Origin of the sequence: Bradyrhizobium sp. IC3123 (assembly GCF_020193625.1) — a bacterium.
Taxonomy (GTDB): Bacteria; Pseudomonadota; Alphaproteobacteria; order Rhizobiales; family Xanthobacteraceae; genus Bradyrhizobium; species Bradyrhizobium yuanmingense.
Genome location: NZ_JADYVF010000001.1, coordinates 876,637 through 891,912, shown reverse-complemented (window position 1 = coordinate 891,912; position 15,276 = coordinate 876,637). Strand labels below are relative to the sequence as shown.

General features: G+C 64.4%; 10 protein-coding genes. 2 read left to right on the top strand and 8 right to left on the bottom strand.

The genetic code is table 11. The features are described from left to right. Positions 1-81: 81 nt before the first annotated feature. The 6 genes from I6F20_RS04435 to I6F20_RS04410 form a co-directional block, all read right to left on the bottom strand. On the bottom strand, positions 82-867 hold the full coding sequence (locus tag I6F20_RS04435) for a carbonic anhydrase (RefSeq protein WP_036010065.1): 786 nt from the start codon (positions 865-867) through the stop codon (positions 82-84). A gap of 249 nt (positions 868-1,116) precedes the next feature. Continuing rightward, positions 1,117-1,605, bottom strand: coding sequence for a DUF2846 domain-containing protein (locus I6F20_RS04430; RefSeq protein ID WP_225125341.1), 489 nt, complete (start codon positions 1,603-1,605; stop codon positions 1,117-1,119). 146 nt (positions 1,606-1,751) lie between these two features. Further along, positions 1,752-5,255 (bottom strand): DNA polymerase III subunit alpha, encoded by a 3,504-nt coding sequence (gene dnaE / locus I6F20_RS04425; protein ID WP_225125189.1) that lies wholly within the window; start codon positions 5,253-5,255, stop codon positions 1,752-1,754. A gap of 446 nt (positions 5,256-5,701) precedes the next feature. Further along, entirely contained in the window at positions 5,702-6,424 is a 723-nt protein-coding gene (locus I6F20_RS04420) for an outer membrane protein (protein WP_225124086.1), read from the bottom strand. Positions 6,425-6,978: 554 nt separating this feature from the next. Continuing rightward, positions 6,979-7,617 (bottom strand): HD domain-containing protein, encoded by a 639-nt coding sequence (locus I6F20_RS04415; protein WP_036025269.1) that lies wholly within the window; start codon positions 7,615-7,617, stop codon positions 6,979-6,981. Between the two features lie 41 nt (positions 7,618-7,658). Continuing rightward, the gene (locus tag I6F20_RS04410; RefSeq protein WP_036025271.1) at positions 7,659-8,120 is read right to left on the bottom strand and encodes a carboxymuconolactone decarboxylase family protein; all 462 of its coding nucleotides are present in this window, start codon (positions 8,118-8,120) and stop codon (positions 7,659-7,661) included. A gap of 114 nt (positions 8,121-8,234) precedes the next feature. Here I6F20_RS04410 and pdxR point away from each other — a divergent pair, with 114 nt between their 5' ends. Further along, on the top strand, positions 8,235-9,641 hold the full coding sequence (gene pdxR / locus I6F20_RS04405) for a MocR-like pyridoxine biosynthesis transcription factor PdxR (protein WP_225125339.1): 1,407 nt from the start codon (positions 8,235-8,237) through the stop codon (positions 9,639-9,641). A gap of 159 nt (positions 9,642-9,800) precedes the next feature. Continuing rightward, positions 9,801-11,120, top strand: a complete 1,320-nt coding sequence (locus I6F20_RS04400) for a hypothetical protein (protein ID WP_225125187.1) — start codon at positions 9,801-9,803, stop codon at positions 11,118-11,120. Between the two features lie 50 nt (positions 11,121-11,170). Here the strand turns inward: I6F20_RS04400 and I6F20_RS04395 are convergent, their stop codons facing one another. Both I6F20_RS04395 and I6F20_RS04390 read right to left on the bottom strand, forming a co-directional pair. Continuing rightward, positions 11,171-14,320 (bottom strand): GAF domain-containing protein, encoded by a 3,150-nt coding sequence (locus I6F20_RS04395; RefSeq protein WP_225125186.1) that lies wholly within the window; start codon positions 14,318-14,320, stop codon positions 11,171-11,173. Between the two features lie 152 nt (positions 14,321-14,472). Beyond that, entirely contained in the window at positions 14,473-15,246 is a 774-nt protein-coding gene (locus I6F20_RS04390; RefSeq protein ID WP_225125185.1) for a helix-turn-helix transcriptional regulator, read from the bottom strand. Positions 15,247-15,276: the final 30 nt, after the last annotated feature.

The following is a 15,276-nucleotide window of genomic DNA, read 5'->3' as shown; positions in this document are numbered from 1 at the left end:
AACCTCACGTCAAACCTCGAACCTCCACGTGAGGCCTGCAAGCCTCGCGACCGCACTGCGGCACAAGGCTCCTCGGCCCGTTCAGCCCTGGGCGATCAGATCGACCGTGCCCGTGGTTAGCCGGTAGATGCCGCCGACAACCTTCAGCTTGCCCTGCTCCGCGGCCGCATTGAGGATCGGCGCAGCCGTCTTCAGCTTGGCGATGTTGTCGACCACGTTCTGCCGGATCGCCTTGTTGAGCACGTCCCCGCCCTGCTGCATCGCCGCCTTTGCGGCGGGCGCGATCGCATCGACCAACGAGGGAATGTGCCCCGGCGGCGACGTATTGTCCTTGATCGCCTTCAGCGTCGCGTCGACCGCGCCGCAGGCATCATGGCCGAGCACGAGGATCAGCGGTGTGTTCAGCACCGCCACCGCATATTCCATGCTTGCGATGGTCTCGGTGCCGGCAAAATTTCCGGCGACGCGACAGACGAAGAGGTCGCCGCGCCCCGCATCGAACGCATATTCCGGTGCAATGCGCGAGTCGGCGCAGCTCAGCACGGCCGCGAACGGATTCTGTCCGCCGGCCAGCGCCTCGCGCTCGTGCTTGAAATCGTGACGTCGCGACACGCCGGCGACGTAGCGCCCATTGCCTTCCATCAGTCGCTTCAGCGACGCGTCGGGCGACAGCACGTTCTGCGGCTTCGGCGGCTGCTTGGCGTCCTTGGCCAAGGCGCCACTGGCGAAAGCTCCACCGGCGAAGGTCATGCCGAACGCGGCGGCGCCAAACAGCATCGCCGATCGCCGCGACGGCGCGATGTCTTGGCGCAGAGAGTCTTGGCGCAGAGATTGGTGATGCAGAGTGTCAGAACACTTGTCGCACATGTGACGTCTCCTCGGGTCAGTGGACGAATGAAGCGTCGCGAAGATAGGTGCGCCGATATGAAGAAATAACAAATGTTAGTTGATGCAACCGATGATTGCTGCACCGCGCGCTATGCTGCAAGCCGAAAGGCCGGTCATTCCGCGCCCGACGATTGCACGAACATGCGTCCGCCTGCATGCATTCGAGATCAACCCGCCAAAGAGCCCCTGCGCCAGCGCGATCAGAGGCACGTCGTCGTACCGCGCGCCCTACTCGACGGCTTCCAGCTCCGCGAGCTTCGTCCGCGCGGTTGCCGCATCCAGCGCGACGAGTTCGCCCGGCCCGAGATTGGCCTCGCCCGCCGTCGCGACGGACACGACCGCAAGTCCGGCCAAACCGCCGAGCACGGCGCCGCCCATGGCCGCATCGTGCCGGGGGCTGCTCTTGATCAGGTAGAAATGCGTCCGGCCCGCCTCCATGACGATCTCGCGCTTGGTCTCGCCCGGAAACATCAGCTCGGTGAGCAGCACGTCGTGACGCCCGGCAGGCCGGTCGGCATAGGCATATTTCCCGGCCACGACTTTTCCGAGCGGCGCACCGTCGAGCTTCACCTCGCAGGCGCAAATGGCCATGCTCAGGCCGCTCCTCTTGTCCTGCAGGAACACCACACGCGCGTGCCCCGCGCGCGGAGGACCAACCTTTTTCGACACCGACGCAAAGTCCGTCCCAACCTGATTGCTGACGCACCCCGTCAGCATGGCACAAACGGCCAACAACAACGCAACCTGTCGCAGCATCACACGCCCCATTCCATTCCCCGGGGACATGCTAGTCGGAATCAGCGCAGGGTTGCAACCGATGCAGTATGACGACTTTGCAAAAACCGGAACGCGTGGCGGAGAAGCTAAAGCTGCTGCACGTCGACGACGCCTGCCACCGCCTTGATCGCGCCGGCGATCTGCGGCGAGACCTTGAAGCGGCCGGGCAGCTTCATCTCCACCTCGGTCTCGAGGTCAAGCATCAGCACCAGCGAGACCTCGCCGTCGCCGTTTCCGCGCGGTGCGATGCCCGGACTGCCGACCTTCGGCGCGCCGCCGTTGGAAGCCGCCATCTCGGGCCCGGCGAGACGCTTGGCAATCGAGTCCAGCGGCTTGGTGTCGCGCAGGAAGATGCGCAGCCCCTTCTGCGTCTTCGCCGCAGCATCATCGAGCGGCTCGGCATGCAGCACGCGGGCGCGGACGTCCTCGCCCTGAAGCTCGGCCCCGAGTTGCAGCAGCACGGCCGCGCCCGGCTCCAGCACGTCGCGATATTGCGCAAGGCCTTCCGAGAACAGCACCGCCTCGAAATGGCCGGTGGGATCGGACAGCCCCATGATGCCCATCTTGTTGCCGGTCTTGGTACGCCGCTCCATGCGCGAGACCACGGTCGCGGCAACCTTGCCGGCGGTGGCGCCGGTCTTCACGGCGCGCGAGAACTCGGCCCAGCTCTGCACCCGCAGCCGCTTCAGCACGGTCGCGTAATCGTCGAGCGGATGTCCCGAGAGGAAGAAGCCGATCGCGTCGTATTCGCGGCGCAGCCGCTCGGCCGGCAGCCATGGCTCGACCTGCGGCAGCATGATGGTCGGCGCATCCGCCGACATGCCGAACATGTCGTTCTGGCCGATGGTCGCAGCTTCATGCGCGCGCTGGCAGGCGGCGAGGATCGCATCCGCACCGGCAAAGACGCGCGCCCGGTTCGGCTCCAGCGTGTCGAAGGCGCCGGCGGCGGCGAGACTTTCGATGATGCGCTTGTTGATCGCGCGCGGCGAGACGCGCGCGGCGAAATCGGCGAGCGAGGTGAACAGGCCGCCCCGGGTGCGCTCCGCGATGATCTGCTCGATCGCCTGGATGCCGACGCCCTTGAGCGCGGCGAGCGCGTAGTAGATCGTGTTCTCGCCGACCTCGAAGGTCGCGCCCGACCGGTTGATGTTCGGCGGCTCGACCTTGATGCCGAGGCGCTGCGCCTCGGAGCGGAATTCGGAGAGCTTGTCGGTGTTGTTCAGATCGAGCGTCATGGACGCGGCGATGAACTCCACCGGATAATGCGCCTTCATGTATGCGGTGTGGTAGGACACCAGCGCATAGGCCGCCGCGTGGCTCTTGTTGAAGCCGTAGTCGGCGAATTTCGCGAGCAGCTCGAAGATGGTCTCGGCCTGCCCCTTCGGCACGCCGTTCTTCACCGCCCCCGCGACGAAGATGTCGCGCTGCTTGTCCATCTCGGCGCGGATCTTCTTGCCCATGGCGCGGCGGAGCAGGTCGGCGTCGCCGAGCGAATAGCCCGACATCACCTGCGCGATCTGCATCACCTGCTCCTGGTAGATGATGACGCCGAAGGTCTCCTTCAGGATCGGCTCCAGCACGGGGTGCAGATATTCCGGCTCCTCGTCGCCGTGCTTGCGCGCGCAATAGGTCGGGATGTTCGCCATCGGGCCCGGCCGATAGAGCGCGACCAGCGCGATGATGTCCTCGAAACGGTCGGGGCGCATGTCGATCAGCGCCCGCCGCATGCCCTGGCTTTCAACCTGGAACACACCGACCACGTCGCCGCGCGCCAGCATCTGATAGCTCTCGGCATCGTCGATCGGCAGCGTGGCGAGATCGACATCGATGCCGCGCGGCTTGAGCAGCTTGCAGGCGGCGTCGAGCACGGTGAGCGTCTTCAGGCCGAGGAAGTCAAACTTCACGAGGCCCGCCGGCTCGACCCATTTCATGTTGAACTGGGTCACCGGCATGTCGGATTTGGGATCGCGGTAGAGCGGCACGAGCTCGCTCAAGGGGCGATCGCCGATCACGATGCCGGCCGCGTGGGTCGAGGCGTGGCGGGTCAGGCCTTCGAGACGCTGGGCGATGTCGAAGGCGCGCGCCACCACGGGATCTTCGTCGCGGAACGCCTGCAGCTTCGGCTCGCTCTCGATCGCGGCCGCCAGCGTCACCGGCGCCGCCGGATTCTGCGGCACCAGCTTGGTCAGCTTGTCGACCTGGCCGTAGGGCATCTGCAGCACGCGGCCGACGTCGCGCAGCACGCCGCGCGCCTGCAGCGTACCGAAGGTGATGATCTGCGCGACCTGGTCGCGGCCGTAGCGCTGCTGCACGTAACTGATCACCTCGCCGCGGCGGTCCTGGCAGAAGTCGATGTCGAAGTCCGGCATCGAGACGCGTTCCGGATTGAGGAAGCGCTCGAACAGCAGGCCGAACTTGATCGGGTCGAGGTCGGTGATCGTGAGCGCCCACGCCACCAGCGAGCCTGCGCCGGAGCCGCGGCCCGGCCCGACCGGAATGCCGTGAGCCTTGGCCCATTTGATGAAGTCGGACACGATCAGGAAGTAGCCCGCGTACTTCATGCGCATGATGACGTCGAGCTCGAACGCCAGGCGCTTGTTATAGTCTTCTTCCGTCGTGCCCTGAGAGAGGCCGTGCACGCGCAGACGATTGGCGAGCCCCTCCTCCGCCTGCCGCTTCAGCTCGGCCGCCTCGACCGCGGCTGCGTCCGAGCTCGCCGCGGCGCCGACGGTGAAGAACGGCAGGATCGGCTTGCGCGTCATCGGCCGGAACGAGCAGCGCTCGGCGATCTCCACCGTCGAGGCCAGCGCCTCCGGAATGTCGGCGAACAGCACCGCCATCTCGGCGCGCGTCTTGAAGCGATGATCCGGCGTCAGCTGCACACGGTCGGTCTCGGCGATCAGCCGGCCGCCGGCGATGCAGAGCAGCGCATCATGCGCTTCGTAATCGTCGGTGGTCGCGAAATATGGCTCGTTGGTCGCAACCAGCGGCAGCCCCTTGGCGTAGGCGATGTCGATCAGGCCGCCTTCGACGCGCCGCTCCTTCTCGGCGTTGTGGCGCTGCAATTCGATGTAGAGACGGTCGCCGAACAGAGCAGCCAGACGCTCGCACCGCGCCCCGGCGAGCTCGGCCATGCCGCCGGCGAGCGCCAGTGAGATCGGCCCGTCCGGCCCGCCCGTCAGCGCGATCAGGCCCTCGGTCTCGCCCTCGAGCCAGTCGAGCTTGATGAACGGAGCATGGCTGTCCGGCGATTCCAGAAACGCGCGCGAGTTCAGCCGCATCAGGCTGCGATAACCGCGCTCCTGCGCGGCGAGCAACACCACGCGCGAGGGTCCCATCGCGTTGCGCGCGTTGGGATCCTGATCGCCGAAATCGATGGCGAGCTCGCAGCCGACGATCGGCTGGATGCCGGAGCTCGCCATCTTGTCGGAGAACTCCAGCGCGCCGAACAGATTGTCGGTGTCGGTCAGCGCCAGCGCCGGCTGGTGGTCCTTCTTGGCAAGCTCGGCGAGCTTGGCGATCTTGATCGAGCCCTTGAGCAGCGAATAGGCCGAGTGAACGTGAAGGTGAACAAATCCGGCGCTCGGCATGGTCGCGTGACGGCCTCTTGCAGATGAGATGGAGCGGTCTCCGGCGCCTCAAGGCATCATGCACTCGCGGCCGACTCGCCTCTCAATGGTGGGGTCTCACAGCTTGAGAGTCCACGCCGGAGCGGCCGCTTGGGCGCGTCGTCCCGCTTTTCCCCAAGAGGTCGGAGAAAGCCGGCCTACAGCTGCGGAATGACCTGGGCCCAGATCGCGATCATCCCGACGAACAGCGTGATGGACGCCAGTGCGGCGGCTTCTTCCACGAAAACCCTGAACATGGCCGGCTCCCTTGTTGGAACGTATGAAGAACATTGTTCTCATTTCGTTCTATGGAGTCAAGCGATCCGGAAGCCGCCGAAAGGAGATGGTTAACTCGCTGAAGACAAACAGCAAAAAAGCCCCGGCCGAGGCCGGGGCTTTCGTCAGCCACTCACGTGGAGCGGTCAGTCTCAGTAACGGCCGATCATCGGGCCGCCGAACTTGTAGTTCAGGCGGACGAGACCCATGTCGATGTCCTGCCCGATGCGTTCGACAGCGCCACTGGCGAAGGTGACGTTGTGGTCGCCGAGGAAGATGTGGTTGTACTCGACGCCGACCGTCCAGTTCGGAGCAAAACCAAACTCCAGGCCCGCGCCAACCGTGGCACCCCAGCGGGTCTCGTCGGCCCGGTCGAGATTCGCACCCGTCACGACGCTGTAGACGTCGTACTTGTTGCTGACGACCGCCGCACCGCCCTTCGCGTAGAGCAGGACGTTGTTCCAGGCATAGCCAACCTGGCCTGTGATCAGACCGAACGCATCGACGCGCGTCCGGTTCCGCAAACCGGTGATTGCGCTGATGTTGTCACCCGAGAAGTCGGCCCAGTTGCCCTGGCCCTCGAGACCGAACACGAACTGGCCGGACTGAAAGCGGTAACCGATCTGGCCACCGACGGTGCCGCCGGTCGAATTGTGGGAGCCTTCCGGACCGAAGCCGACCAGATCCCACGACGTGTCAGCCGAACCGCCGCCGCCGTTGATACCGATGTAGAAGCCGCTCCAGTCATACACCGCAGCGATCGCCGCGGGCGGTGCTTTGGTGTAGGGCCGTGCCGCGAGATCAGCCGCAAGTGCCGGCGCAGTCGCACCAAGCGCGACCAGGCTGACAGCTGCAAGCAACAAATTCTTCTTCATTTGATTCCCGTTCCAGTTTCTTCAGTAGTGGGCCCCCCGGCCGTGGGTCGTCATAACAGCGATCGACGGAATTGCTGTAGCCGCGGCGCCACAGTGTGATCGAAAGGACTTTGCTCATTAACGAATGTTAATCGAGCATCGCGGACACCCTATCAAACAAGGGGTTTTGCAGCAGTTTCAATGTTGACGAGGCGAGACAAGCTGCATGCGCGCGCAACATCGTCGCGCGCACATTCGCGTGATAGAGGCGAATGCGAATAAGTTCCTCATCCAAATTGTCGCCATCTTTTCGCTCGCTTTCATCACATTCGTGGGCGCGTCAATCGCTAGCTCGCCTCCGCGCGTACTTCGCCGGACAAAGCGACACCCCATACGCGATCAGAGTCGTCTGCGTGATGAGGCCAATCAGCGACAGTGCCTTTTGGAAGCTGCAGCCTCACACACCGTCTTTCACCTGAAAAGCCCGCCTGAAGCGGACATCTCGAAGGATGGTCGCAGGAACGGCTGAACAGCTCTCAAATGCCATAGCCCTGCGATGAGCGCGCTGCGTCTGCTCAGCTTTGCCAGGGCGCATTGCGGATCCGCGTGCACGCGTTCGGCCTTTGGAAGCTCGGATCGTGATCTGCGATGTAGTCGAAGTTGACCGTCCCGAACGTCGTCTGCGGTTTCTTCAGCGCCGAGCAGGTCTGTACCTTCACGAACTCGTTCTTGAAGTCACCGCGCGGGAACGCCGAGATCACCTGCTCGCGCTGCTCCGGTGTGTAATGATCATACCCGATGCCCACCACATCCACCAGAACGCCTGCGTTGGTGAGCGCGATTTCCGGTCTCATATATTGCGGAATGCCGGGCGTGGTGTGCAGGGCGATGGCCTCCCACACCAGATCGGCCTGGGAATCAGCGATGCCGCGTGCCCGCAGAAACTCGCGCGCTGCATCGGCACCGTCGACTTCAAACCGCTTGGTCGCGGTATGGTAGTGATCGACGAGGCCGAGGTCGTGAAACAGGGCCGCGACATAGAGAAGCTCGGAATCAAACTTCAGCTTCTGGCGCAATCCCGTCATCGCGCCGAAGACGTAGACGCGAACGGAATGGTTGAACAACATCTCGTCTTCGTAACTGCGCACCAGCTCGGCGGCCTCGCGAGCCAGTTGGCTGTCGGGAATTTTGACGCCGGAGATCACTCTCGTCATTTTCAGGTTCCTGCTTTCTGTTTCGGCTGATTCCCTTCGGGTCAGGCGGCCTCCTCGAGCGCGGCCTGCGGCGTATTTCGAAAGCTGATCGACATGCGATTGTACGCATTCATCAGGCTGATCGCGATCGTGAGATCGACCAGCTCGCGCTCGCTGAAGACTTTGCGAACGGCTTGATAGGCCTCATCCGGGACGTTGGTCTCGGCGACGCGGGTGATCGTCTCGGCCCATGCGAGAGCCGCACGCTCGCGCTCGTCGAAAAGATGGCCCGCCTCGGCCCAGGCCTGGACCAGCGCGATCTTTTCGATTTTCACGCCGCTCTTCAGCAGGTCGCGTGTATGCATGTCGAGGCAGTAGGCGCAATTGTTGATCTGCGACACGCGAAGATAGACCAGGGTGACAAGCGTCGCGGGAAGTCCGCTCTGCATGACGTAGCCGTAGACACCGCCCAGCGCCTTCATACCTGCCGGTGCGACGTGATTGTAGTTGAGCCGTTCGCTCATCTGCCTGCTCCTTGATGATCGGGGGATGAACCCTCCCTCTTGCCCCCTTAGGTGCCCCTGCACTGGTCCACAAAAAAGCACCAAGAACGTACAAAACTCGTGTACCACGCAGGCATGACGAGGCCGCTGCATCTGGAGCTCGATCGATCTGCAAAGACGCCGCTGGCCGAGCAGATCCACAAGGGGATCAGGACCGCGATCGAAAGCGGCGTTCTCGCCCCCGGCGCACGCCTGCCCTCCTGGCAGGATCTCGCCGCCCAACTCGGCGTCGCCCGCGGCACCGTACGGGTGGCGTACGAAAAGCTCTCATCCGCCCAACTGATCGTCGCAAGCCGCGCGACTGGAACCCATGTCGCCGACAGGCCCCCGTTCCCAGTAAGGCGGGACAGCGCCCCGTCGCCCGGCTCGTTCATGGAGATGTACCAGGAGCTGACGGCGGGGCCCGCGATCTTCCAGATGGGCGTGCCTGCGCAGGAGACCCTTCCCGGGACATTGCTGGCGCGGATGCGCGCGCAGGCAGTTCGGGCGGAGGTGAGCGCACCGGCGATCTACCCGGATCCACGCGGCGAGCTGGCGTTGCGGCGCGAGATCGCGGCCTACCTCGCGCTGGCGCGCGGGATCGAATGCGCGCCGTCCCAGATCATCGTCACTGCCGGTTTCAGCGGCGGCCTTGGCTTGGCGCTCCGCGTCCTCGGACTCGAGCAGAAGAAGGCCTGGATGGAGGACCCTGGCTTTCCCTTTACCCGGCAGGGTCTCGCGCTCGCGCGATTGTCGGTTGCGCCGATCCCCGTTGATGCGGACGGCATCGATGTCGATTACGGCATGAAACATGCTCCTGATGCGGCACTGGTGGTCGTGACACCGGGCCAGCAGGCGCCGCTCGGCTCCACATTGTCGCTTGTGCGGCGCTCACGGCTGCTCGACTGGGCAGCGCAAAGCAAGGCATGGGTGATCGAGGATGACTATCTCAGCGAGCTTCAGCTCAAGGGCCGGGCGACGCCGGCGCTCGCATCGCTCGACCGCGCCGGCCGCGTCATTCACATCGGCTCTTTCAGCAAGACGGTGACGCCTGCCCTGCGGCTGGGCTTTGTCGTCGCACCGGCCGCCCTGGCGTCGCAATTTGCCGAAGCTGCTGCGTGCCTTGCGCCCGCGCCTGGGCCGGCGGTGCAGCGCGCGATGGCCGACTTCATGCGCGAGGGCCATTATCTGCGGCATCTTCGGCGCACGAAGCGGGTTTACGCTGCACAAGGCGATGCATTGCTGAAGTACCTTCGCGCGCGCACTGCGAACATTGCGCTTGCCGGGTTGGCGGCGGTGCTGCAATTGGCGGACGGAGCACCCGACCTGGCCATCGCCAGGGAAGCAGCACGGATGGGACTTGCGCCTACGCCGCTGTCGCTCTGGTATGCGTCGAACGGACCAGTGCGCCCGGGACTTTTGCTCGGCGTGGCAACGTCTCCGCTCAAACGAATTGAGGCGTCCTGCGATCGACTGTTGCAAATCATCGATCGTCTGACGTGATCTTGACTGACGGACGATAGCACGCCGCGCATGGATGCGTTGCTGGCGGTGGCCGGTGAACGAAATAAGCGTGCACCGGCCGGCCCATCAAAAGTTGTGATAACGGCGTTTCTCATATAGGGTCGAACCTCTTCCTCGCCGTGCGTGGTCGCTTGCTGCATGCATGTCCGTATCCTGCTCCTCCTTGCCTTGCTTCTGCTTCCGGGCACTTTGCGTGCCGAAGCAACGCCGGTCGAGAAAGCCGGCTTCGCCTCCAGGCTGACGATCTATCTCGCCAAGGGGCCACCCGATGCATGTGGCCCGGGCTGCGATCGCTGGATTGCCATCGAGGGCGAAATCGATCGGGAGGCTGCGCTGCGCATTCGCCGCTTCCTCGCCGCGGTCAAGGACCTGCAGCGTCCGATCTATCTCCATTCGCCAGGCGGCAACGTCGAGCAGTCTTACGCGATCGCGCGGTTGCTGCGCAGCCGCAAGGCGATTGCCAGGGTCGGCCGGACGATCGCGACCGCCTGCGCCGCGGGCACGCAGGTGGATGCCGCCTGCCTGAAGCTCAAGAACGCAAGCGGCGAGGTCGAGGCCGAGCTCACCACGACCCGCGCCATGTGCAACTCGGCCTGCGCATACCTGTTTCTGGGGGCGGCATCGCGCGAGGTCGCCCCCGACGCCGCAATAGCGGTCCATAATTCCAAGCTGGTGCTTGCCTTCGACGGACGGCCCGATCCGGCGGCAGTCGCGGAATACAGGCGCCGCCGGCTCCTTGCCGCCGACCGCGATCGCGCCGCGTTCATCGCCGCGATGGGAATTGGTCGCGAGCTCGATTCGCTGATCCGGACGGTGAAATTCGAAAGCCTGCACGTGCTGACGCGATCCGAGCTCCACGGTTTCGGCATCGACACGCGACCGCTCGCTGAGACAAACTGGTCGCTGGAGAAAGAGGCCCGGCCGTTCATCCGCAAGATCGCGACCGCCAAGAAGGCGAACGGCTCCGCGTTCCGAACGATGGAGCTGCGCCTGTCTTGCGAAAGCAGCAAGGGCGCACCGCTGACATTTGCGGCCGAGGTCGACGAAACGGCCACCGGCAAGAGCACGATCCTGATCACGGCGGATGCCGACAAGGAGAAGACGGCCGGAGGATCTCCGGTGCGGACCGGCAAGCACGAGGTCTGGCGCAGCAACATCGACCCCGACATGGTCAAGGCGATACTGGCCTCCCGCTCCCTGCATGTCCGCGAAAGCACGCCGATCGCGGACGACAAGACGGACATCATGACATTCGAGCTCGACCTGGCGGGCCTGCCGTCACAATGGGCTCGGCTCAAGGCATCCTGCGCATTGCCGACGCCGGGCCCGACAAGCTCCTGGCCGACGACGCCTGGGAAAGCGGCTCCCTGGCAGGCAGTTCATTGGCCCGAGAGCCCTTGGACGCCCGCCCCCCAACTGACCGTCAGCACAAACCCTCGGCCCGCTCCGTCGCCTTGAAATCACGTCGGACATCGCCCCGGGCGGGCGATTCAACACGCAACATTCATTCAACCCTCATCGAGCAGGGAGCGGACCTTGGCGGCCAGGTCTTCGATCGCAAAGGGCTTGGACAGCAAATGCTTGCCGGCATCGAGCACGCCATTATGGACGATCGCGTTGCGCGTGTAGCCGGTGGTGAACAGCACTTTCAGATCCGGGTATCGTCTCGACAGCTCGGCCGCGAGTTCGGCACCGGTCATGTCGGGCATGACGACGTCGGTGAACAGCAGATCCGGAACGAAACCGCCTTCGATTTTGCCGATCGCCTCCCGGGCGCTGGCGGCCTCGACGACGGTATAGCCAAGCTCGCGCAGGCTTTCGGACGAGATGCCGCGGACCCGCTCGTCGTCCTCGACGACGAGGATGGTCTCGCTCTGCGGACTTGCACCGGGATGCAGCACGCCGTGCGACGGGGTTGAGACAGGCTCCTCGCCCGCGAAGCGTGGAAGATAGATCTTCACGGTCGTGCCGACGTCCACCTCCGAATAGATTTTGACATGGCCGCCCGACTGCCGCACGAAGCCGTAGACCTGGCTGAGGCCGAGCCCAGTCCCCTTGCCGACGACCTTGGTCGTAAAGAACGGATCGAAGACCTTTCCCAGCACGTCCGCCGCAATGCCCGTGCCGTTGTCCGTCACCGCAATGAGCACGTACTGCCCGGGCTGCAGCGCGTATTCGCGGGCATATTTCCAATCTATCGAGGCGTTGGCGGTTTCGATCGTCAGCCTGCCACCCTTCGGCATGGCATCGCGTGCATTGACAGCAAGATTGACGAGAACGCTTTCGAGCTGGGCAGGGTCTGCCTTGACGCGCCAAAGGCCAGCCGCGAGGACCGTCTCGAGACGGACGAGCTCGCCGAGCGAGCGCTCGAGCAGCTCACTCATCTCACCGACCATCTTGTTGATGTCCACGACCTCGGGCGCAAGAGGCTGCTGCCGCGAGAACGCCAACAATCTTTGCGTCAACGTGGCGGCACGGTTCGCACCATCCGTTGCACTATCCAAGAAGCGGTCAATGTTGAGCTCGCCCTTGCCGAGCCGCCGTTTGGCGAGATTCAAGCTGCCGAGGATGACGGCCAGCATGTTGTTGAAGTCGTGGGCGATCCCCCCGGTCAATTGCCCGACGGCTTCCATCTTCTGCGATTGCCGCAATTGCTCCTCGGCCTTCATGCGCTCGGCGATCTCGTCGGCGACACGTTGCTCCAGCTCGGCATTGAGCGCTTCGAGCCTGGTCAGCAGCTGGGCATTGTCAATGGCCGTCGCGGCATGGCCGGCAATGCCGAGCAATGCGGATTCGTGCTCCTCGTGGAATCGACCGACCTCCGCATGACCGAAGAAAAGCCCACCGAGCACCTCGCCGCTGCGCGAGATCACGGGGACCGCCAGATAGGACCGGACCGGAAGATGGCCCTCGGGCATGCCTTTCCGCGGCGCATTCTTGCCATAGCGCGGGTCTTGCAGGATGTCGTCCGACCTCACCACGCCCGTGCCCTTGAAGGTCGGCTCGAACACGGCGGTGGCGCGCGGCATCGGGAAGTTTTCGAAAGCGGATCGCGGCACGCCGGACAGCGAATACAGCATGTAGCTGCCGCCGTCCGCGGCCAGGACGTTGTAGAAGAAGGCTCCGAACTGGGCGCCCGTCAGCTCGACGCCGGCATCCGTCACGATCTGCACGATCCTCTCGAGATCGCGTTCGCGGGCAACTGATGCCCCCGTGTCGTTGAGGATCCTCAGATGACGCTCGGTCTTCTTTTGCGCGGATATATCCAGCACAGTCCCGATGAATCGCGTGGCCTGACCATTGGAAAAGATCGTGTGGCCCGTTGCGGCGATCCAACGCTCGACGCCATCCTCGATACCGACGGTCCGGTATTCGATGTTGTAGCTTCCCGGAGAATTGGGCTGTAACGCGGTCGAGACGGCCTCATGAGCGCGCTGCCTGTCGTCGGGATGAATGCCTTTCAGGAATGAGCCCTCATAGCTGACCTCGGCATTCGGTGAGAGACCGAACACCTCCTTGCAGCGGCTATCCCATCGAAGGACATCGTTGATCGGATCGTAGTCCCAGGTGCCGATTCCGGCGGCCTTGTTGGCGAGGACCAGCCGTTCGGCAGCTTCGCGCGCCGCCTGCTCGGATCGGACGCGCTCGATGTGCGCCCATGATCGCTCCGTCACCTCGGTCAGCAAGGCAAGTTCGCGCGGCGTCCACAGATGCGAGCCGCGGTGATGAATGGCCATCAAGGCGGTCAGGCGCCCCTCCTTCACCAAGGGCATGCAGATCGTCGAACCGATGCCGATGCGCTGGAAGGTGGCGGCTTCCTCGGGGGCGATCTCCTTCAGATTGTCGTTGATGATGAGGGGGCGGCCGGCGCCCAGCTCTCGCACCGCCTTCTCGCCGAAGTCGGCAAGGCTGTAGTGCCCCACTATGTGCATCGCACCGGGGGCAGCCCAATCCCCGCGGATGGTGAAGCCGTCCTGATCGGGATCCATGTCGGCATAGGCGCAGTTGGAGACGCCGAGATACTCACCGACCATTCGCGTCGTCACTGCCATGACGCCGTCGGCATCGCGCGTCTTCGCCGTTTCCTTGTTGAGAGCGTCCAGGAAGAGGAGTCGCGCTTCGTTCTCGCGCACCGCGCTCTCGGCGCGGCGACGTTCAACGGCGGTGCGGGTGCGTTCGGCAACCTCGCGGATGAGCTCGAGCTCCGCCGGGGTCCATTCGCGCGGCGTGGCATTGTTGAGGTAGAGCAGCGCCACGACCCCATCGGGCTCGGAAATCGGCATGTTGACGAATGCGCGCGCCGAGATCGCCTCGAGAGCTCGGGCGCGGTCGCCGACGCGAGCGTCCTTTTCAGCATCGGCGCAGACGACCGTCTCGCCCCGCTTCAAGTCTTCGATATAGCTGCCATAGTCGCGAAAGCGCAGCACGCCGGCCAGGCTCGAGATCCCAGGCGCATTCCAGTCGCGCGCTATCGTGATGGTCTCTGCGGAGGTATCGACGGTGCCGTAACCTGCCCGGCTGACATTGAGGCTGCGGCCCAGCAGCTCCGCCGCCGCATAGGCGAGATCGTCGGGGTCACCGATTTCCCGAATATGGTCGCCGAGGGCGGCTAAGACGGCGTTGCGGTCGGCCGAGGGCATCCCGGTCGTTGTCGTCATCGGTCAACCCCGAACACGTCCCTCGCTCCACCTGCACACCGATGAAACGGTAACCGTAGGATTGCCCTTAGGTTCCCGGCGCAAGGGGGGTGCTCCGGATGCTGCTTAGCCGACGTGGCGTGATGCGGCGGAAGCGCGCTCTCAAAGGCGGCTTAGACCGGCGTATAGATCACGAGCTTCAGCGCGGGATCGTCGTTGGCCTGGAAGCTGGTGTGCTCGAAGTGCAGCACGCCCTTGGTCGGATGGTTCATGGTCTTGCGGCCCGAGATGGTGCTGCGGATGTCGTGCGCCTCCCACCATTCGACGAATTCCGGACTGCTCTCGCGCAGCCGCGTCAGCAGCTCCGTGAAGGCGGGATCGCCGGCCCAGACGTCGTGATTGGCGCGAAACATCGCCACCATCGCCTTGGCTACGTCGGTCCAGCCGGCGCCGTAGGATTTTCGCGTCTGCTTGTTCGTCAACATAAGAAGCAGCGTGTTGCGATCCTGCTCCGGCAATCGCCCGAACCCGAACACCTCCTCGGCCGCATCGTTCCAGGCCAGCACGTCCCAGCGCCGGCCGGTGATGTAGGCCGGCTGATGCAGGCTCTCGATCATGCGACGAATGGGCGGAGGCACGATCTCGCGGGTGAAGGGGCTCCTTGCGGGCTCGCGCGCCAGCGCCTTGAGGTGGGCGTGCTCGGCCTTGCTGAGGCGGAGGGCCCGGGCCAACGCATCCACCGTGGTGACGGACGGGCTCACCGTGCGGCCCTGCTCGAGGCGGATGTACCAGTCGACGCCGATGCCGGCGAGCTGCGCGACTTCTTCGCGGCGCAGCCCCGCGGTGCGCCGGCGCCGGCCCACCGGAAGCCCGACCGCCTTCGGCGACAGCTTTTCGCGGCGGGACCTCAGGAAATCCCCGAATTCAACGCGGCGTGGATCGACCATGGCGGGTGTCCCGGCGATGGAGGGCCTATG

What these genes read in the sequence shown, in the direction of transcription:
- I6F20_RS04430 (WP_225125341.1), bottom strand. Translation starts at nt 1,605, where the DNA reads ATGCTGACGGGGTGCGTCAGCAATCAGGTTGGGACGGACTTTGCGTCG.
- I6F20_RS04400 (WP_225125187.1), top strand. Translation starts at nt 9,801, where the DNA reads ATGCATGTCCGTATCCTGCTCCTCCTTGCCTTGCTTCTGCTTCCGGGC.
- pdxR (WP_225125339.1), top strand. Translation starts at nt 8,235, where the DNA reads ATGACGAGGCCGCTGCATCTGGAGCTCGATCGATCTGCAAAGACGCCG.
- I6F20_RS04390 (WP_225125185.1), bottom strand. Translation starts at nt 15,246, where the DNA reads ATGGTCGATCCACGCCGCGTTGAATTCGGGGATTTCCTGAGGTCCCGC.
- dnaE (WP_225125189.1), bottom strand. Translation starts at nt 5,255, where the DNA reads ATGCCGAGCGCCGGATTTGTTCACCTTCACGTTCACTCGGCCTATTCG.
- I6F20_RS04420 (WP_225124086.1), bottom strand. Translation starts at nt 6,424, where the DNA reads ATGAAGAAGAATTTGTTGCTTGCAGCTGTCAGCCTGGTCGCGCTTGGT.
- I6F20_RS04435 (WP_036010065.1), bottom strand. Translation starts at nt 867, where the DNA reads ATGTGCGACAAGTGTTCTGACACTCTGCATCACCAATCTCTGCGCCAA.
- I6F20_RS04410 (WP_036025271.1), bottom strand. Translation starts at nt 8,120, where the DNA reads ATGAGCGAACGGCTCAACTACAATCACGTCGCACCGGCAGGTATGAAG.
- I6F20_RS04395 (WP_225125186.1), bottom strand. Translation starts at nt 14,320, where the DNA reads ATGACGACAACGACCGGGATGCCCTCGGCCGACCGCAACGCCGTCTTA.
- I6F20_RS04415 (WP_036025269.1), bottom strand. Translation starts at nt 7,617, where the DNA reads ATGACGAGAGTGATCTCCGGCGTCAAAATTCCCGACAGCCAACTGGCT.